At 38.6% G+C, this 18,671-nt stretch carries 17 protein-coding genes and 1 pseudogene; 14 read left to right on the forward strand and 4 right to left on the reverse strand.

What is annotated here, in order from left to right:
• The first annotated feature begins 178 nt into the window (after positions 1-178).
• The 3 genes from HUN01_RS18645 to HUN01_RS18655 all read left to right on the forward strand — a co-directional run bounded on the left by HUN01_RS18645 (position 179) and on the right by HUN01_RS18655 (position 1,943).
• Positions 179-685 (forward strand): GNAT family N-acetyltransferase, encoded by a 507-nt coding sequence (locus HUN01_RS18645; protein WP_338044550.1) that lies wholly within the window; start codon positions 179-181, stop codon positions 683-685.
• Positions 686-731: 46 nt separating this feature from the next.
• Positions 732-1,226, forward strand: coding sequence for a hypothetical protein (locus HUN01_RS18650; protein ID WP_181932498.1), 495 nt, complete (start codon positions 732-734; stop codon positions 1,224-1,226).
• A 258-nt stretch (positions 1,227-1,484) separates the two neighbouring features.
• The gene (locus HUN01_RS18655) at positions 1,485-1,943 is read left to right on the forward strand and encodes a hypothetical protein (protein WP_181932499.1); all 459 of its coding nucleotides are present in this window, start codon (positions 1,485-1,487) and stop codon (positions 1,941-1,943) included.
• A gap of 308 nt (positions 1,944-2,251) precedes the next feature.
• Here HUN01_RS18655 and HUN01_RS18660 read toward each other — a convergent pair whose 3' ends face one another.
• On the reverse strand, positions 2,252-2,683 hold the full coding sequence (locus HUN01_RS18660; protein ID WP_181932500.1) for a GNAT family N-acetyltransferase: 432 nt from the start codon (positions 2,681-2,683) through the stop codon (positions 2,252-2,254).
• A 163-nt stretch (positions 2,684-2,846) separates the two neighbouring features.
• Here HUN01_RS18660 and HUN01_RS18665 point away from each other — a divergent pair, with 163 nt between their 5' ends.
• Positions 2,847-4,289 carry a RecQ family ATP-dependent DNA helicase gene (locus HUN01_RS18665; protein WP_181932501.1) on the forward strand — a complete coding sequence of 481 codons (1,443 nt, stop codon included), beginning with the start codon at positions 2,847-2,849 and terminating at the stop codon, positions 4,287-4,289.
• 283 nt (positions 4,290-4,572) lie between these two features.
• Here the strand turns inward: HUN01_RS18665 and HUN01_RS18670 are convergent, their stop codons facing one another.
• Both HUN01_RS18670 and HUN01_RS18675 read right to left on the reverse strand, forming a co-directional pair.
• A complete protein-coding gene (locus tag HUN01_RS18670) occupies positions 4,573-4,962 on the reverse strand; it encodes an agenet domain-containing protein (protein WP_181932502.1) in 390 nt (129 codons plus the stop codon).
• 271 nt (positions 4,963-5,233) lie between these two features.
• Positions 5,234-5,989 (reverse strand): lysylphosphatidylglycerol synthase domain-containing protein, encoded by a 756-nt coding sequence (locus tag HUN01_RS18675; RefSeq protein WP_238846334.1) that lies wholly within the window; start codon positions 5,987-5,989, stop codon positions 5,234-5,236.
• 52 nt (positions 5,990-6,041) lie between these two features.
• Between HUN01_RS18675 and HUN01_RS18680 the strand changes: the two are divergent.
• Positions 6,042-7,169 (forward strand): annotated as a pseudogene (locus tag HUN01_RS18680) (bifunctional lysylphosphatidylglycerol flippase/synthetase MprF); the annotation flags it as partial.
• Between the two features lie 45 nt (positions 7,170-7,214).
• Here the strand turns inward: HUN01_RS18680 and HUN01_RS18685 are convergent.
• Positions 7,215-8,078, reverse strand: coding sequence for a WYL domain-containing protein (locus HUN01_RS18685; protein WP_181932503.1), 864 nt, complete (start codon positions 8,076-8,078; stop codon positions 7,215-7,217).
• A 321-nt stretch (positions 8,079-8,399) separates the two neighbouring features.
• On the opposite strand from HUN01_RS18685, the gene cas3 reads away from it, so the two are divergent.
• The 9 genes from cas3 (at position 8,400) to cas4 (ending at position 18,543) form a co-directional block, all read left to right on the forward strand.
• A complete protein-coding gene (gene cas3, locus HUN01_RS18690) occupies positions 8,400-10,532 on the forward strand; it encodes a type I-D CRISPR-associated helicase Cas3' (protein WP_181932504.1) in 2,133 nt (710 codons plus the stop codon).
• Positions 10,533-10,560: 28 nt separating this feature from the next.
• The gene (locus HUN01_RS18695) at positions 10,561-10,821 is read left to right on the forward strand and encodes a DUF433 domain-containing protein (RefSeq protein ID WP_181932505.1); all 261 of its coding nucleotides are present in this window, start codon (positions 10,561-10,563) and stop codon (positions 10,819-10,821) included.
• Positions 10,818-11,198, forward strand: a complete 381-nt coding sequence (locus HUN01_RS18700; RefSeq protein ID WP_181932506.1) for a DUF5615 family PIN-like protein — start codon at positions 10,818-10,820, stop codon at positions 11,196-11,198. Before HUN01_RS18695 ends, HUN01_RS18700 begins: the two co-directional genes overlap by 4 nt.
• The gene (cas10d, locus tag HUN01_RS18705) at positions 11,198-14,512 is read left to right on the forward strand and encodes a type I-D CRISPR-associated protein Cas10d/Csc3 (protein WP_181932507.1); all 3,315 of its coding nucleotides are present in this window, start codon (positions 11,198-11,200) and stop codon (positions 14,510-14,512) included. The genes HUN01_RS18700 and cas10d overlap by 1 nt, the downstream gene beginning before the upstream one ends.
• A gap of 44 nt (positions 14,513-14,556) precedes the next feature.
• A complete protein-coding gene (cas7d, locus tag HUN01_RS18710; RefSeq protein WP_181932508.1) occupies positions 14,557-15,591 on the forward strand; it encodes a type I-D CRISPR-associated protein Cas7/Csc2 in 1,035 nt (344 codons plus the stop codon).
• 5 nt (positions 15,592-15,596) lie between these two features.
• Positions 15,597-16,304, forward strand: coding sequence for a type I-D CRISPR-associated protein Cas5/Csc1 (cas5d, locus tag HUN01_RS18715; protein ID WP_181932509.1), 708 nt, complete (start codon positions 15,597-15,599; stop codon positions 16,302-16,304).
• Positions 16,305-16,418: 114 nt separating this feature from the next.
• A complete protein-coding gene (locus HUN01_RS18720) occupies positions 16,419-17,039 on the forward strand; it encodes a 2OG-Fe(II) oxygenase (RefSeq protein ID WP_174712088.1) in 621 nt (206 codons plus the stop codon).
• Entirely contained in the window at positions 17,029-17,919 is an 891-nt protein-coding gene (gene cas6 / locus HUN01_RS18725; protein WP_181932510.1) for a CRISPR-associated endoribonuclease Cas6, read from the forward strand. Before HUN01_RS18720 ends, cas6 begins: the two co-directional genes overlap by 11 nt.
• A gap of 30 nt (positions 17,920-17,949) precedes the next feature.
• Positions 17,950-18,543 carry a CRISPR-associated protein Cas4 gene (gene cas4 / locus HUN01_RS18730; RefSeq protein WP_181932511.1) on the forward strand — a complete coding sequence of 198 codons (594 nt, stop codon included), beginning with the start codon at positions 17,950-17,952 and terminating at the stop codon, positions 18,541-18,543.
• Positions 18,544-18,671: the final 128 nt, after the last annotated feature.

The raw sequence follows: 18,671 nt of genomic DNA on the forward strand, positions 1-18,671 counted from the left end.
GGTGTACACACAAGTCTGAAATAGCTGATTAATCAGGGTTTTACCCCACCCTAACCCTCCCCTTGCAAAGGGGAGGGAACTAGATAGATTTTCTTGTTTCCCCCCTTGGCAAGGGGGGATTAAGGGGGGTAATTCGACTTCTGTGTACACGGTAGCCAACTTTGGGGAGGAGTTTTGTGTGAGTTCCAAAAATTCGTTGGAAATTATGCTGACAGAAAAACATATAACTATCAGAGAAGCCACTAGCAAAGAAGACTTACTGATTGCACAACACTTTTATCAAATGTGGCTAGATATTGGTGTTGATGAGAGTGATATCCTTCTGGAGTGCCAGAATATTACCCTCAAATTCATAGAAGAGGCGCGTCGAGATTTGTTTTACAAGGCTTTTGTTGCAGAGGTTGATAATACCGTTGTGGGTTCTGTAAGTTGTCAACTCTTTGCAGGTTTATACCCGAATGTTTTCAAAGATGAATACCGTAAATTTGGATATATTTGGGGCGTTTATGTTGAACAGCCTTACCGCAGACAAGGAATTGCCAAATCCTTAACTAATAGAGCAATTGAATATTTAAAAGCGATCGGTTGTACGCGAGTAGTTCTTAACGCTTCGCCATCAGGTAAACCCGTTTACTCCAGCCTCGGTTTTTCTGAAGGGAATGTAATGCAATTAGATTTGGTCTGAGAATGGTTTTGACTTAGACCTATGTAAATTCAATCCCGGAAATACAATGATAGACCGTATCCTTATTTTAGCTATTTTCATTTTAATTGGAATACCATTAAGTTTGTTAAGCATCTTCTATAGCTTAAATTATTCAGGTTTTTGTTTTGCAAAGATGCGTTATTTAAGTGATGAAGAAAAGTTACGAATGGCTTTTGATTATAACAATAGGGAGGATACATTACCTGTATATATAGGTCGAAGATTAGAATATTACCAACATATAAAGTATGCAAGTTTTGATGAATATATCAAAGAAAATCCAGACTGTTGTTCTATAAATTACGGGGAACCATACAAGATTGCACAGGCTTCATTTATTCCAGAGTCTTCATTTTTAGATCGTATATCTGGACTTGGTTTTCGCGATTTGACAGTCATTAACTTTAAAGTACGTTATTTAGATGAAAACGGTAATCAGAGAGTACAAGAAGTACGTTTTGGAAATACTTTACGGAACTGTGGTCGTCCAGTATCCATTTGGTTTGATAAAGATACCTAATCACATTAAGTACATATATTTTTAGGGGACTATAGCTATGTATCCCTAGCTTTTTATTAACTAAAGCGAGACATACTATACCTATTAAACAACTCAAATGTATCGGAGATTAATAATGCAAAATCTAACAATAATCAGATTATAACTTTGTGCCTATAGGGGCAAATTTCCACTAATACAATTTTTTTTAGATAGAAATTGGATTTGACTGCAAGATGTTTTAACTGAAGAACTATCTAAATTATCACAGATTCAATAATGAACCGCACCTATTTTTTAGCTATTTTCCTTTTCATCGGATTCCCGTTAACCATTTTAAGCATATACTTTAGCTTAAATTATTCAGGATTTTGCTGTGCTAAGATGCGTTATCTCAGCGAGAAAGATAAGCTTAAATTAGCTTTTGATTCTCTAAATAATGCAGAACAATTACGTATTAAAATTGCAGGTAAGATGCAATATCACGAATTTATCAAGTATAAAAGTTTTGATGAATATATTAAAGATAATCCTGATTGTTGTACGATTAGTCCTCATGGTGGTGTTGATGCTATAGGAGATTCTTTTTTAACTCGTATATTTGGACTTCATTCTGGCGAGGGGATACGTATTAAGTTCAAAGTCCGCTATTTAGATGAAAATGGTTTGCAAATATCTCAAGAAAGAACTGCTGGCATTAGTTTACAAAACTGTGGGGAAGGAGTGACTTTAGATTAATAATTGTTAATTAACATAACTGAGATATTGGAGAATCGTAATGTCAATTTTAAATAAAAAATAAGGAAAACTACCTAATTATTTATATACCTATGAATTTCTTCATCAAGAGAGTAAATTTCAGGATTTAGAAGCAGCCCTAGCGACTATAAGTCGCGGCTATACAGACAAAAGCAGGTTAGCAGAACTTTAGATTTTGTGTCAATCCAACTGCATGGACTACCCTGCGGTAAGCAGCAAAGCACGTATGTTTGTGTAGTAGCGACTTCTACTCGTTTAATACTTTTAAAATATCCTCTTACTTATGCTTAATCAGTATTAGAATTTAAACGCATCATGATTTTTTCAGGCTCTGTCAAATTTTTAAACCCATAACGGCGATAAAGTCCATGAGCATCTTTTGTACCTAACAACCACCTTTGCAAATCTTGCAGTTCTGGATATTCCAAAATATATTCTACAAACCATTTTCCTAAACCCTGTCCTCGATAAGGCTCCAGAATAAAAACATCCTTTAATAACGCAGAAGTTGCATAATCAGTTATGACTCTGGCAAAGCCAACTTGTTGATTATCTTCATAAAGTCCAAAGCATAAAGAGTTTTGTATTGACTTTTCAACAGTAGCTAACGGGATGTTTTCAGCCCAATAGGAAGTTTGTAAAAAATCATGAATCATTTGAGTATCTAATTTAGATTTATCAGTGCTGATGTAAAACTTGTGTTTTAATTCTTCGTTCATTTGGCTGAATGTTTTATTTAATATGTTGATGCATAATAATTCATTTTAATTCATTATTACAGTCAGTACTTTGAAAACTAAGATGATGAAATTACTGAACCATTAGCTGGTTAGTAGAGGCTATATTCAGTGTTCAAGGATATTGGTGCATCTACTATTGATTATGAATCAGCCTACAACAAAATCTTGGCAAGAAGTTCTTGCTGCTTTTAAAAAAATCTGGGGTTATGAAGATTTCCGTCCGCCACAGGGAGAAATTGTCAGCAGTTTATTGGCACAGAAAGATGCGCTGATTATTATGCCTACGGGTGGAGGAAAGTCGATTTGTTTTCAACTTCCTGCACTCCTACAAACAGGATTAACTTTAGTAGTTTCGCCCTTAGTTGCTTTGATGGAAAATCAAGTGCAGGAACTACTAGAAAGCCATCAAAAAGCAGCACTTTTGCATAGTGAATTATCTTCATCTCAACGCCGTGCAACGCTGCAAGCTTTAGAACGTCAACAGCTAAGATTACTTTATTTATCACCAGAAACTTTGCTAAGTGCGCCAGTGTGGGAAAGATTATGTCACCCGCAATTGCAAATTAATGGTTTGATTTTAGATGAAGCTCATTGTTTAGTGCAGTGGGGTGATACTTTTCGCCCAGCTTACCGCAGATTAGGAGCCGTGCGTCCGGCATTGCTAAAATCAAAACCACCAGGAACAAAAATCAGTATCGCCGCTTTTACCGCTACTGCTGACCCCTCAGCCCAAAAAATTATTCAAACAGTTTTACAATTACAGCAACCAGAGATTTTTCGCTTGAATCCCTACCGTCCTAATTTGCATCCCAGCGTTCGCATTGCTTGGACACCACGAGGTAGAAAACAACAATTATTAAAGTTTATTCAAAATAGACCGCAACAATCGGGATTAGTTTATGTTCGCACTCGGCGAGATAGCGAAGATTTAGCTGAATGGTTAGCAGAGATGGGTTACGCTACGGCTAGTTATCATGCGGGATTAGGTGCAACCGAACGCCGTGCAGTAGAAGCAAGCTGGTTAAGTGGTAAGATGCCTTTTGTCGTTTGCACCTGTGCGTTTGGCATGGGGATAAATAAAAGTGATGTCCGTTGGGTGGCACATTTTCACGCACCACATCTGCTATCTGAATATGTGCAAGAAATTGGCCGCGCTGGACGAGATGGGAAACCGGCCCAAGCGTTGACATTGGTGAGTGAACCTACGGGGTGGTTAGATCCAGAGGATAAGCAAAGACAGGAGTTTTTTCAAGAGCAAATGCGATCGCAACAACAAATAGCGCAGCAACTTGTGAAAAAATTACCAAAACAGGGAGAAGTGAATACTGTAACCCGACAATTTCCCGAAGGTGCTACGGCTCTGGCATTACTCCACAGCAGTGGTCAGTTAAACTGGCTTGACCCTTTCCATTACACCATTGCTCAAAAAGCGGGAAATCAGCCAGCGACGCAATTACACGCTGCTAAACAAATGCAGCAATACCTAACAACTAAGCAGTGTCGTTGGCAGTTTTTGTTAAACGCCTTTGGTTTTGATAAAGAAGCAGCTAAGTTGCATTGTGGACATTGCGACAATTGCTGCTAAAGTGCCATGTTCCCTTTAAAAGTAAATAAAATTAGGACTTACACACAGGTAATGAAAAATCGTAGACGCAAAGCGGTTTGCCACAGAATCACAGAAAACTCGGAGTAATAAGAGTTTGATACCATTTCTAGACATGGACTAAGAAAAAATTGAGGGTTTGAAACCCACGGAGATGGGTAAAGCCTCGTGTAGCTAAGGTTTATAACCGCCCTTGTTATAAATTTAAAGGGACGACTCCAACAGGTGAAATCGTCCCTTTAAACTTATAAAAGTGAGATATTCTCTATCTGCTTACCCTAGAAGGTTCAACCCACTCATCCCAAGAGCTATCGTAGCCATCATAAGTAATTTTATAAAGATTGTTACTAACTTCTAAAACCTGCCCTTGATACCATTTCCCCTTCCACAAAATTCTTACTGCATCTCCAGCTTCAAATGATGCCCGAAAGCGTCCAGTGCCTACCCATTCATTCCATGAGCTATCGTAACCTTCGTATGTAATATAGCAATTATCATTATTAACCTTAAGCACCGTTGCCGGATACCATGCCTCCTTCCAAAGAACCTCAGCCTTTTGTCCTACAGAACAAGGTGAAGCAGCAAAAGCGCTAGGAATTAATGTTCCTACCCAAGTTGCCATGAATATAGCGCCAAACAATACTTTGTTTTTCATGATTATTTCTATCCTCAAATAGTAAAACCGAATTTTGATGATGATTTATGAAAATCTACTTCAAAATTTGCAACTAACTGTTACTATTTTCGTGGTATTTGTTTAGCGATCGCCTCAGCAAAAATTATGATTTTTTACCGTCATTTGTGAAGATATTGCATCTAAAATTAGCAGTAGCTATTGATTTTACTTACTTGAAATTCTTAGATACCTGACTTATTTAAGAAGCTGGGGATCTATTAGTATTCATACTGAAACTGGACTTTATGATTCATTTTTGTAAGTTTTCCGTTCTAAATCTAATTTCATAAAGTCCGAGCAAACCTGCTGCTACTAGCAAAGGTAAGAAATAATAGACTCCCCGATAAGCTAACATTGAACCAAAAACTGCCGTAGCAGAAACTTTTGAGGAGAGAATCAGCAAAATTATAGTTTCAAATACTCCCAAACCACCGGGGACATTACTAACCACACCTGCAAACATCGCTAGTAAATAAATGCCCAAAAAGTCTAGATATGACAAATATCTATTGCTAGGAAGTAAAACATAAAGAACTGCCGCTGCCAAAATCCAATCAAAACTAGAAATCACTATTTGAGCCAGGGATATTTTAAAAGAAGGAAATCGAAATTCATGTCCACGAATTATTAGTGGTTTTCTAATAAAAATACTGCCTAGTAAATAAGCCGCAACTAATAGCAGAAAAATTACGCCGATGGGACGCACAGTAGCAAAAGGTAAATGTAATTGAGTGGGAATATTGAGGGGTTTGATGAGGAACAAGAAACCTGCAACGGCAAACATCCCTAACCAAAAGGTAAAATTGGCGAAAGCAATTACTTGAGCGATCGCAACTGCTGACACTCCCCAAGTTGAGTAAAATCGATAACGGATAGCACTACCAGTCAGCAAGGCAAAACCGATGGTATTACTAAATGCAGAGCTAATAAAGTTAGTGAAGGCTATCTTATTCCAACTTAAAGAACGATTAATGTAGTTAAAACCCAAAATATCGTACCCAATCATCACTAAATAGCCCAAAGCTGTCAGCCAAATTGCCCAGCTTAAGCGACTTTTGGGACTGCAACCAAAAAGCCGATTTGGAAAATTTTTTGCTAATTCTATCTATATTATTGCCGCAGTTACGATTACTTATGCAATAGTAATGCTCTTGCAACCTGTGTTTTGGCGGAATCTAGCAACCACAAATGAGCGGCAAAGAGCTAAAGAAATTGTCGAGCAATATGGACGTTTTTCTTTAGCAGCATTCACACTTTTAAATGATAAAAGTTATTATTTCAGTCCTTCGGGTAATAGTGTAATTGCTTATGTTCCCAAGGGACGGGGTGCGATCGCGTTAGGAGATCCCATAGGCCCCGTTGAAGACCGCAAAGAGACAATTATTGCTTTCTGGCAGTTTTGCCAGCGTAATGACTGGTATCCTGGCTTTTACCAAACTTTGCCCGATGATGTTGAGCTTTACAGGTCATTGGGGTTTAAAGTACTCAAGATTGGAGAAGAAGCGATCGTTGACCTAAAAAGTTTTACGTTACAAGGTAAAGCTGGTAAAAACTTTAGAACATCAATCAACCGTTTAACTAAGCTAGGATACCAAATCGACTTTTACCAACCACCCATCGCCAATGATTTATTACATCGGCTCAAACCGGTGAGTGATGAATGGTTGAAAATGGTACAAGGTTCAGAAAAACACTTTTCTTTGGGTTGGTTTGACGAAGCTTACCTGCGAGAGTGCGAGATTGCTGTGGTGCATAATCCCAAAGGTCAGATCAGTGCTTTTGCCAACATTGTCCGCGAGTACCAACTCAACGAAGCGACTATTGACATGATGCGACACCTCCCATCAGTTGAAAATGGCACAATGGACTTTCTCTTTATTTCCATGCTCCAGCATTTTCAAGAGTATGGCTACAATAGCTTTAATTTCGGTCTTTCTGCCCTTGCGGGAGTAGGAGAAAACCCAGAATCGCGCCGCTTGGAGAAAGTATTGCACTATCTTTACGAGCATTTGAATCACTTCTACAATTTCAAGGGACTGCACACTTACAAAGACAAGTTCCACCCTCATTGGGAAGCGCGTTATTTGGTTTACCCAAGTTTAGCTGCCTTACCCGATGTAGTTGTAGCATTGATTCGCGCAGATTCAGGCGATCGCCTCTTTGATTATTTTAAACCCGGAGCGTAAACTAAATAATTAATAGAGTAGGCTTTTTGGCCTACCTCACAAGACTTAACTCCTAGTTTCGATATCGTATAGATTGCAGAGGGTAAGGAGTTTTTGTTTGAAGCGATCGCGCACATTCTCTGGTAATATCACTACACAATCTGGCGTATACTGCATGACTTCGCGGCTAAACCAAAATGTACTAGATACTCGCCTAACAACTCGCCGGACTCGCGCTTTATCTGGTAGCCACTCATTGATATTGTCTTCTGGTTTAGCTTGATAGGCAAAAGCCAAGCCAGCAAATAGGTGCATTTCCACTTCTATCTCAGCTAAACTTCGCCAATCACCAGAAATTGGCATGACAGCAGCTTCAGTAATCCTGTCTAATCGCAAACTCCAGTTGTGAACCAGTTCTGGGATATCAAAGTTTCCTTCTGTCTCTTCACACCAGCAATCAAGATATACCCGCTTTTCGTGGGGTGTAACTTTGGCATAGCGAACGGTAAAATTAAACACACGCTCTGCTGCATCTTGATATGAAAGCTGAAAGGGCTGTTCGCGCAAGATATAGCGGTCTATTTCTAAGCGCCAAGGTGGGGGCAAATTCTCTAAGAAACGTTCGATTTCGCCCCGCAACGGTAATGATAATTCGCTGCGTTCGAGAAGTAAGTTTGCAATGATTTGGGCTTGTTCAATTTGCCCGATGTCTGTCAAAGCATTGATACATCTATGTAATGCCCTAATGCGTGGTTCTTTCCAATCGTTATTATTACCGATGAGTAACTCACGTTGAGCGATCGCTTTAATTAACTTAGAGATATTAGGCTCTTCTCCCCACATCATACCGAATTCACGAGCGATCGCTTCTAGCTCGGCTTTATCACGTTCTGATATCGACAGTGTAATAGATTGACCTTTTCGACTCATGTTTTATACGGACACTTTTATACGGATATATCTTGGCAACTTCTATTTTGCATGGCATTATAAGGAATAACAACGAGTTACGGACAGTTTTTAAGTAAATTGAAAAACTCGCACCATTGGTGCGAGAAATAGGCTGGAGATGTTTTATACCCATCTAAAAAACTGCAACCAATGGTTGCAGAAATTTGTGGGTGGTATTTCTTAGCACATAAATAAAAACTGCCGCCATTGGTGGCAGAAATTGCTTGAATTCATAAGTTTGTCATTCTTTCAACATAGCAGTTTAGATAAACTAAGCATTTGCAAGGAATTTTCAAGGATATGTCCGAAAATTACAGCATAAATCTCAAACCTGTCTATTCTCAAACCGTTAGCACACCTGACGGGGTGAAATTACCTAAAGATTGGTCGCTTTCTTGGCATCAAGCAGAAACCTATCAAGCATTACAAGACCCAAATATTGATGTTGTCTTCAATAGAGCGATGACAGGCGATGGTAAAAGCTTGGCAGCTTATCTGTCAGCAATGACAAATCGCACGTACACTTTAGCAATGTATCCCACAAATGAACTCGCACGAGATCAAGAAAAACAGGTTCAAGGATACAAAGATAAATTTAAACCCAAGTACGAACCTCAAATTAATCGTTTAAATGCGGCTATTTTAGAAAAATATATAGCTACTGGTAAGCTGTCTTCTAAACGAGATGGGATAGAAGATTTTTCTACTAACTATGAAATTCTGCTGACGAATCCTGATATTTTCCATTACATCCATAATTTTTACTACTTGAGAGGAAAGATAGATAATCCTGACAGGTTATTCAGACGTATAGATGAAAATTATAAATTATTTATCTATGATGAATTTCATATTTTTTCATCACCGCAAATAGCTAGTGTTATCAATACAATACTTTTAATGAAACACACTGGCGATAATCATAAAAAATTTCTCTTCCTTTCTGCTACACCTAATGAATTGTTAAAGACTTTTCTAGAAAAGGCTCAACTTAGATATAAAGAAATTGCTCCAGATGCTGTTGGAGCTTACAAATTTTCATCAGATGATTCGACCGATGGGTGGCGGCAGATTAGTCAACCTATTAACTTATGCTTTGCTCAAGGAATAGAGCCTAATCTGAGTTCTAGCTATAAATGGATAGAAGAAAATGCTGAAACGGTGATTTTAAAGTTTTTTCAAGACTATCCTAACAGCAAAGGTGCAATTATTTTAAATTCCATCGCCGCAGTTAAAAAGCTAATAGATAAGCTAAAACCTATTTTTGAACCGCGATGGAAGGTTAGAGAAAATACTGGCTTAACAGGAGAAACAGAAAAATCTCAATCAGTTGCCGAAGCAGATTTACTTTTGGGTACATCTACAATCGATGTTGGCGTAGACTTTCGGATTAATTTTTTAGTTTTTGAAGCTGCTGATGCAGGAAATTTAATTCAACGATTTGGTAGACTTGGCAGACATGAAGGTTTTGAAACTTATCAAGCTTATGCTTTAATACCTAACTTTCTTGTTGCAAGGCTATTTACAGATAAATCTCATCCTTTAGAAGATGGTGAAACTTATGACCGCATTACTTTTAATAATGCCATTAATGAATTTTGGACATTTAAAAATAAGTTTGAGCGATATCCTCAGCGATGGGGTGGTATACAGTCAGCTTATATCTATTCAAAGCTGCAAGGAAACTATCATATCAAAGAGAAATATCCAGAGGTGGCTAAGAAATTTGGTACTAGTGTACAAAATGCTTTGGGAATTAGCATTAAACAGATGAATGCACAGTTTTATCGCTGTCAGAGTGAAGGAAAAACAAAAATTATTGATGAGGCTAGGAGTTTTCGGGGAAGTAGCGAGTTAGATTGTGCAATTTATGACTTAACTAATCCAGATGAGCCAGAAGCAGAAAGATTTAAAATGTATAACCTTCCTGGCATTCTCAATAACTTTATTTTCGAGTTATGGGATAAAAATAGCTTTATGGAAAAAGCCGAGAAAGCTGGAGTAATTACTACTCGCTTTGATAAAGCTTTGTGTTATTTAAAGTTCAAAGGCTATCGGGATGTGCGGGAAGATTGGCACTTCTATTATCCAGGCAATCTGAGAGAATTAGCTAAATCTGGTAAGGTGCAAGTTCTACCAGATAAACAACACGAACTACAAGGTTTAGAGATTTCGCAACGACACGGCTACGGTATCAACCAAATTAGTGATGCTGTGAGTAGACGTAAACTAGTGTGCTTCATTTCAGACCGCGATCGCAACTTTTTACGCGCCACTCTCGGATTACCTATGCACTTTCAAGCTTACCCCCTCACTAATGAGCCAGAAGATAAAAGTCCTCGCTACACCATTACTTTTGGACAAGACGCGCTGTTATTGGAAACCTTAACTTGGCATTGGAAGCCAAAGGACGATGAAGGATGGATATGTTAGAACTAGAGGCTATTAGAGGTGAAGCTACATGACTAACAATGATTTGCTTTCTCGTATTTCCATTGATCCAAATATTTGTTTTGGTAAACCGTGCATTCGCGGACATCGTATTTGGGTATCACTAATTTTGGATTATTTAGCTGGTGGTACGACAATTGAAGAAGTTCTTGAAGCTTATCCAAGCATAGAAAGAGAAGATATATTGGCTTGCATCGCCTACGGTGCAGAGATGGCGCGGGATGTTTTTGTGGAACTTCCTTTGACAAAAAAAAAGGAAGCAAGTGCGTGAAATTAAAGCTAGATGAAAATATCGACTTGCGCGTTGTAACTTTATTGCAATTAGCAGGACACGATGTTGCAACAGTACCAGGACAAGGCTTAAGTTCTGCACCCGATCCCGAAGTTATTGATGTTTGTCGTCGTGAGGGTAGATGTTTAGTCACTTGCGATCGCGGTTTTGGAAATCGTCTGAAATATAATCCCTCTAACTATTCAGGAATTGTAATTATCCGTCTACCCTCTCGCTACACATTTGCTGATTGGCGTGAAGCTATTGAAATATTAATCACTGGGCTAGAATCCGCCGATGTGATAGGTAAATTATGGATTATTCAACAAGCAAAAATACTCGAATATCAAGCTATTGAAAGCGAGGAAGCAAATTAATGAACGAATTTGATGATGATTTACCGGAAGAAGTACCAGATTTTGATTCAGCAAAAGATGAAGATGATGAATCGCCTGTCAAACGCGAACTTCTCACTATTCGGTTATTTAAAGAAGCTGTAAAAAAGGCAAAAGGAAATGAAGGCGATCGCATCCTAGAAAAGTTTGCAGATTATGTCTTACCTAATTTAATTCGGCAGTTAGCAGGCGCAACCGCTAAAGGCGGTAAATTCTTTGAAGTCACGATAGAAATTATAAATGCTAAACGCGCAGCCGCAGGTAAAAATCCTGTTCGTAGAGACAACGCTGGCGACCAATCTGTACTTGCTCACTTACTCAATGGTCTATTTCCCAGCTATCGAATTTTGAAGAAGTTACAAGCAGAAGGAATAGGCACAAACCCAGTTAAGCGTAATTGTGAAGATTTGCAATCATCTGTATTTATTGTTTCCTACTTGTTGCATGACTATGAAAAATTCCCTGACTATCGAGATTGGTTAGAACAAAATTTTATCATTCGCAATTGGGAAGAAGAACCACCAAAAAAAGAAGATGCTCCGAATTTGGGACGTGAGTACATTACCAAAAAGATTTTAGATTTTGGCTTATATCACTTACTAGGCGAACAATGGGAAGAACTTATTGATGACATCATTGAGATTAGCAGCAATGCAGGCGTTAAAAATGATTCGGATTTAGGTTTAAGTACTCGTGGCTTAAAACCTTTAGATGATGAAAGACTAGATAGCAGAATTAGACAGGTTTTGATTGACTTAGTTTCACTATCTGATTTATTTGCTTCAGTCATTAAACATCCGAGAGATGTAGAAAATGGCCGTTTACCTACATTGCTTGCAAGATTAAGCAATCATCAATTACAACTTACCTATCATTCCCTTTCAGAAAATCGTGGAATTCTCACAAATATTTTCAATAATGCTTTAATTGCAGAACATCCTGAAGATTTTTATACACCCTTACTCTATCTACCTGATGGTGTTGTTTATTTAGCTACTGTTGATGCTCCTCCGATTACAACTGATGAAATTCCTGAACAAGTTATTGCCAAAATAAAGTACTTGTGTGCAGAGAAACTAAAGGAAAGACAGACAGGTTTTAATCGTGGTGGTAAGGGATTAAAATTTGCAGATTATTACTGGTTATTTTTTGATGTAGTTGAATTAATGGAAGTTAGTATTAATGCTACTTCTCGACTACTTCCAGACTCAAAACCTGCTTCTGCTGATAAGCGAGGCGAAAGCTTGCTAAATTATCAAGCGCAAGGCGAGCTATCAGCACACTTAAATTTACAAATTGCTAATGAAATCCGCATTGATCGCTTGGCAGAATTTGGTGATGTTTTGTGTCGAGGAATTTGGGGTAGTTGGTGCGAAAAAGTTAATGATTGGCAGAAACAACTAGCAAAAAATCAGAGAAAAAGTATTCCTGATTTAGATTTGACACAAAAGCTAGCTGAATATTTGGAATTATCAGCAGAAATTCCAGCCATCAGAGAAATTCAATCTTTGAAAAAAACAGGTGGTGTACCTCTTGATTGGTATTACCTAGCAGCGCAATACTTTCGTAATCATTCAGGATTAAGCTTTGCTCAAATTCTGGAAGTTATGAAAGGGATGGTGAATCATGTTGCTGCTTTTATTAGACCAATTTTAGCAGAGTTTCAGGATATGCCCGATGGCTGGGATGACTTAAAAACTTATGTCAATCAAGTTATTTCTTTACCAACAGGCGCAGTTATAGAACCAAACCCAGACTCATTTTTAGTTGAACTTAAACGCTATAATGCCGCCAAAATTACGGGTAGAGGACGAGAAAATGTTTGTGCGATTTCTAGTTCTTCATATACTGTAACTGAACAGATGGAATCAGCGACTTTATTTGCTCCTCAAGTCTACAGTAATCGTCAGATTTTATTTAATGCTCAAGCTGCTAAACGGCAAATTTGCTCAATTTGGTCAATTGAAATTATGTTGAGACAAATTTTGATGAACCAAACAAATGCCGTAGGAGCAGATTTTGAAGGACGCAAATATCGCTATCTTTACCTTTATCCAACTTACTTTTTTACCCCAGAAACCAATAAATTTTTGCAAAAGGCTTACAATCAATTTTCCCGAACTCGGTTTGATGCCGAAATGCGTAAGCATTTTATCGCAGAAAATCAAGTTGCAAAGTTTCAAATTGAAAATTACCAAAAAGTTGATTCTCTCTTGATTAAAGAAAATCTAAAACCAGAAGATGACCGCACTTTCAAAATTAGCTTTCCAGAACATGAAACTCTGACATTTTTCTTTTTAGGCTTACCGCCTGGAAGAGACGCTACAGATACAGAATCTTGGGTAACACCAGCTTGGTTAGCATTAGCATTACCGCTTATTCTCGATGTGAAAGTCGTAGCATCAGAATCACCTGTACCACCTTTTATTAGTGGTGCTGATTTTGAACAAACAGTTTTAATTGATGGAGAACATCAAGCGATTCGTTCTTTGATTCAAAAAGATAACTATCGTTTAGATAGCATTCTACCTCGTAGTTCAAAAAAGCGTGAATTTTCTCCCCTCAATACTCTTACTGCTGCTTACTCTATTCACTTGGAAGTTAACCGTAAAAAGGATGGCGATCCAGATTGGGGAAAATTAGCAGATTTGGCACGGGATTTAGAAACCAGTCCTCTCTATGTCTTCCATTACCTTAATAAATGGTTGCGAAAACAAGACAAAATTGATTCTGTACCTATGGCGAAAGTTCGCCTATACTTGGATTTTTATCACTATTTTGAACCAGAAGGAAAAGCTGTGAATCAACTGCGTAAGTTAACAGAACTCTACCGTCGTTTTTATCGTTCCAAAAGTCAATATGCTAAAGCTAATGCAATTCTCAAACCAATTGATGAAGCTGCTGATGTAATTTTGAAAATTGATAAATCTATGGCTAGTGATACTGAATCTTTAATAGATGTGGTAGCGGCTCGTCTAGCCAAGCTGATGAACAATGTGCGACGGAGAGCGGCTGAAGGAAAACCAACATTAACTCTAGTTGATGGTAAGTGGAAACCTGCCTTAACTTCCGAAGAAGAACGTCAAGCAGTTTATGAGTTTTCTAAGTATTTTGTAAAAGAAATATTTGAGGGAAGCTTTAAAAGCGATCGCGCACGTTTAGCAGGTACTCAACTTAATTTAATTAGAGATACTTGTGAATACCTTTATCGCCTAGCAGATGACGAGGAACGCAAGGCACGTCCGCAAGATGAGCCTGATGATATTCCTGAATTAGAACTTGAAGCATCAGTCTAATTTATTCTTTTTTTTTCAACTAACTAAATCGGAGCAATCAAATCATGAAATTCTTGAAAACACTCGATTCTAAATTTTTCCACGATGTAATTCCTGCTAAACCAATGGGAAAATATGTTCATTTCATTACTATTCGCGTTACAGAATCTTATCCTTTATTCCAGACAGATGGTGAACTCAATAAAGCAAGAGTACGTGCTGGAATTGAAAACAAAGAACCTATTAGTCGCTTGGCAATGTTTAAGCGCAAGCAGTCAACACCAGAACGTTTAACAGGTAGAGAATTATTACGTAACTACAAAATTGGTGACTCGGAAAAATGTGACTACAACGTAGATTTCAGCAAAACTACTCCTGATTGTATTCTCTATGGTTTTGCTATTGGTGATTCCGGTTCTGAAAAGTCGAAAGTAGTTGTAGACACAGCGTACTCTATTACACCCTTTGATGATTCTCACCTTAACTTTACCCTCAATGCACCTTTTGAAAATGGGACAATGAGCCGTCAAGGTGAAGTAACCAGCCGTATTAATAGTCAAGACCATATCTTACCTCAAGTCTTTTTCCCCAGTATTGTCACGCTGAAAGATCCCACTGAAGCTGGATTTCTTTATGTTTTCAATAATATTCTCAGAACACGCCATTACGGAGCGCAGACTACCCGCACTGGTAGAGTGCGTAATGAATTAGTTGGAGTCATTTTTGCTGATGGTGAGATTGTTAGTAATCTTCTCTGGACTCAAAAGATATATGACGTAATGAGCAATGCAACTCCCAAGCAAATTAATCCTCCTGATCCGCTCAATGAAGACGAGGTTTTAGAGGCGGCTACACAAGCAATTACTGCTCTAATGTCTCAAGAGTGCATTTCTCATACTGATTTTGTTGGTGCATCCTTCACACAACTTTTGAGTGAAGTTAAGTCTATCACCAGTAATGAAACTCGATTGCAAGAAATGTTGACTCAAGCAAACGATGAATCATCTATTTATGCTCAAACATGGGTTCTTAAATCAGGTAAGAAAGACCCTAAGAAAGATACCAAGGTTAATAAGAAAGCTGCTGCTGTCACGGAGTAAGCAAGATGGTTTCAATTTATCGTTGTCAAATAGAACTTCATGACAGCCTCTATTACGCAACTCGTGAAATCGGGCGATTGTATGAAACAGAGCCAATAATTCACAATTACGCTCTTTGTTATGCGCTGGGTTTAGTTGATAGCCAAATCTACTCTACTATCGTTGCGGAAGAACATTCATATCGTTATTTTTGCCCCGAACAAGTGCCTAAATATGAGGAGCATCTAACGCCACTCAATCAACAAGGAATTTACGTAACTCCGGCGCGATCGCTCAATCATTATTCTATCCTCAACACCTGGAAGTATGCTAACAACAACTACCACGTTGAAATGGAGAAAACACAGAAAAATATTCCTAGTTTTGGCAGAGCAAAAGAAATAGCAGAAGAAAGTAGATTTGAGTTTTTTGTCATTTCGCAAAAAGAACTCAAATTACCAAAATGGATTCGCTTGGGTAAATGGATGAGCAAGGCTGAAGTGACGGTTGAACAATTACCAAAACATAAAATTTCTGAAGGTATATTCACTTGTACACATCCATTAAATCCTTTAGATGTAATGTTCACTAATCAAGTGATTAGCTATGATGTTGTGAATATGCCTCCAGTTAGTTTAATTCAAAATGTCCAAATGCGAGGTCAATACTATCAATTTGACGGGATTCCAAACTTAAAAATTCCAGTTCGGATAGAATATCGTTTTCGGAGTTAATCACTTCCCAAAACCTTTACCACGTTTTTTATTTTTCGCAGGTTCTAGCGTCCAGTCACAAATTACGTTACAATTTTTAGCCCCTGTTAGTTCTGTACGCTCCTCACACTCATCGTGAAACACTATCAACAACAAACCAACGCCTTCCCCAGCGATTACCTAAACAACTTGTGGGGAGAAATCCAAGCTTGTCCTTATTTTGCTATCAACAACCTCAACCGCGATTTTGTCGCCACTAAAGGATTTTCTGTAGTATTTCAGCGTTCTGGATTAGCAAAAGTAGAACAGCAGTTTCCCTACTTCAAACCTTACCTAGATTTGGCTCTCCAACCGAGTTGTAATGCTTTTTACCTCAATCCTTTACAACTCAAGGAAGGCTCCCGCGTCGATCCGCATATCGATCGCTCTTTACGTTCCTACTCCAAAACCATTGAACCACCTGCGGTTGTTAGTGTTCTCTATGTGCGCGTACCAGCAGATATGGAAGGGGGAGAACTGGTATTGCGATCGCACAAACGCCAACTTGGGCAAATTAAGCCCCAATTCAATACTTTAGTTTATTTTCAAGGTGATTTAACCCATTCGGTTAACGCTGTCAAAACCCCAGGAAATCGCCTAAGTCTCGTTTGTGAACAGTATAGTTTGAGTGATGCTGAACTCCAGGAAATCCCTGAGTTTACTGTAGAGTCAAGAATCACTCAGTCTACAACCAAAAAGAGAAAGTATGCCTCATAGTTTAGTGTTGAATTTGCTACCTCAATCCCCTATTCCACCACAGTATCTTACAGGTAGACATCTCCACGCCCTATTTTTAACCCTCGTTAGTTCTGTAGATACCACATTGGGCGATCGCTTGCACGATTCCACCGCAGATAAAGCTTTCACCCTTTCCCCTCTACAAATAAGGGGAGAGGGGATAGGGGATAGGGAACAGGATCGGGGTAAATATAAATCTAAAATTTCTACTAGCAGTAGTTTGCAGTACTCACATCAACAACCCATTCCCGCCGGAACTCCTTGTTGGTGGCGCATCTCTTTATTAGATGACACTCTATTTGGCAAACTTACCCAACTCTGGCTAAATCTTAATCCCAATCGCCCTTGGCATCTTGGCCCGGCTGACTTGTATATTACCAGCATTCAAGGCACACCCCAATCTATTCAACCTTGGGCAAATGCTAGTACTTATGCTCAATTATACGAAGAAGCTAGCGATGTCTGCGACGGGCTACGCCTACGCAATCCTTCCATTAATCTTACCTTTTCCACGCCTACTGCCTTCCGTCAAGGACAGTATGATAGTACCCTTCCTACCAGAGAATCTGTTTTCAATTCCCTACTTTCGCGGTGGAATAAATACAGTGGTATAGAATTTTCTCAGATTGCGATCGAGTCAATATTTCCCTCATTTGTCAATATTCACACAGAAATATTAGCCGACTCTCGCAGCAAATTTATTGGCATCATTGGCGAAGTTAACTACAAGATTTTGGGAGAAATTAAACCCATACAAATTAAGCAAATTAACGCTTTAGCTGACTTTGCTTTGTATGCAGGAATTGGTCGCAAAACAACAATGGGTATGGGGATGACACGGCGGCTGTATTCTCCATAATTTCAATAATCATTTAAAACCACATAATTTATGAATCAAACTGAATATATTTCCATTGCGGCATTGAATCAATATGCCTATTGTCCGCATCGCTGTTGGAGGATGTTTTGTGCGGGGGAATTTACGGATAATCAATACACAATTGAAGGCACAACTTTACACGATCGCGTCCACACGACAAGCGATGTACAGCGAGGAGAAACTTGGCAAGTTCGAGCAATCTGGCTGAAGTCTGAGCAATACAAACTCATCGGTAAATCTGATTTAATTGAAGCAGAAGATGGTCAAATTTATCCAGTAGAATATAAACGAGGGCGCAAAGGCGAATGGGATAACGATGAGTTGCAAGTTTGCGCCCAAGCCTTATGTTTAGAAGAGATGACAGGACAACCAGTTAACACTGGATATATCTATTATGCCCACTCCCATCAACGGCAATTAGTAGAGATTAATGCAGAGTTACGGCAAAGTGCGATCGCTACTATTGAATCTGTCACAAATCTCCTAGAAACAGGAGCAATGCCAAAACCAGTTTACAGCAAACGCTGCCAAGGATGCAGTCTTTATTCGCAATGTTTGCCCAAAGCAACCGATAAAGTCAAAAGTTACCAAGAAGTAAATTAAATCATACCCCAAAACCATCATGTAGAGACGCGATGAATCGCGTCTTGAAAAAACAATTATCTACACCAACAACCCTTGCTAACCCGTATTTAATTATACCCGACAAATCTATTCACTCAAGCCCCAAT

Source organism: Nostoc edaphicum CCNP1411 (assembly GCF_014023275.1).
Taxonomy (GTDB): domain Bacteria; phylum Cyanobacteriota; class Cyanobacteriia; order Cyanobacteriales; family Nostocaceae; genus Nostoc; species Nostoc edaphicum_A.

What these genes read in the sequence shown, in the direction of transcription:
- cas6 (WP_181932510.1), top strand. Translation starts at nt 17,029, where the DNA reads ATGCCTCATAGTTTAGTGTTGAATTTGCTACCTCAATCCCCTATTCCA.
- cas4 (WP_181932511.1), top strand. Translation starts at nt 17,950, where the DNA reads ATGAATCAAACTGAATATATTTCCATTGCGGCATTGAATCAATATGCC.
- cas3 (WP_181932504.1), top strand. Translation starts at nt 8,400, where the DNA reads ATGTCCGAAAATTACAGCATAAATCTCAAACCTGTCTATTCTCAAACC.
- HUN01_RS18650 (WP_181932498.1), top strand. Translation starts at nt 732, where the DNA reads ATGATAGACCGTATCCTTATTTTAGCTATTTTCATTTTAATTGGAATA.
- HUN01_RS18665 (WP_181932501.1), top strand. Translation starts at nt 2,847, where the DNA reads ATGAATCAGCCTACAACAAAATCTTGGCAAGAAGTTCTTGCTGCTTTT.
- HUN01_RS18660 (WP_181932500.1), bottom strand. Translation starts at nt 2,683, where the DNA reads ATGAACGAAGAATTAAAACACAAGTTTTACATCAGCACTGATAAATCT.
- HUN01_RS18670 (WP_181932502.1), bottom strand. Translation starts at nt 4,962, where the DNA reads ATGAAAAACAAAGTATTGTTTGGCGCTATATTCATGGCAACTTGGGTA.
- cas5d (WP_181932509.1), top strand. Translation starts at nt 15,597, where the DNA reads ATGGTTTCAATTTATCGTTGTCAAATAGAACTTCATGACAGCCTCTAT.
- cas10d (WP_181932507.1), top strand. Translation starts at nt 11,198, where the DNA reads ATGAACGAATTTGATGATGATTTACCGGAAGAAGTACCAGATTTTGAT.
- HUN01_RS18685 (WP_181932503.1), bottom strand. Translation starts at nt 8,078, where the DNA reads ATGAGTCGAAAAGGTCAATCTATTACACTGTCGATATCAGAACGTGAT.
- HUN01_RS18655 (WP_181932499.1), top strand. Translation starts at nt 1,485, where the DNA reads ATGAACCGCACCTATTTTTTAGCTATTTTCCTTTTCATCGGATTCCCG.
- HUN01_RS18695 (WP_181932505.1), top strand. Translation starts at nt 10,561, where the DNA reads ATGACTAACAATGATTTGCTTTCTCGTATTTCCATTGATCCAAATATT.
- HUN01_RS18675 (WP_238846334.1), bottom strand. Translation starts at nt 5,989, where the DNA reads ATGATTGGGTACGATATTTTGGGTTTTAACTACATTAATCGTTCTTTA.
- cas7d (WP_181932508.1), top strand. Translation starts at nt 14,557, where the DNA reads ATGAAATTCTTGAAAACACTCGATTCTAAATTTTTCCACGATGTAATT.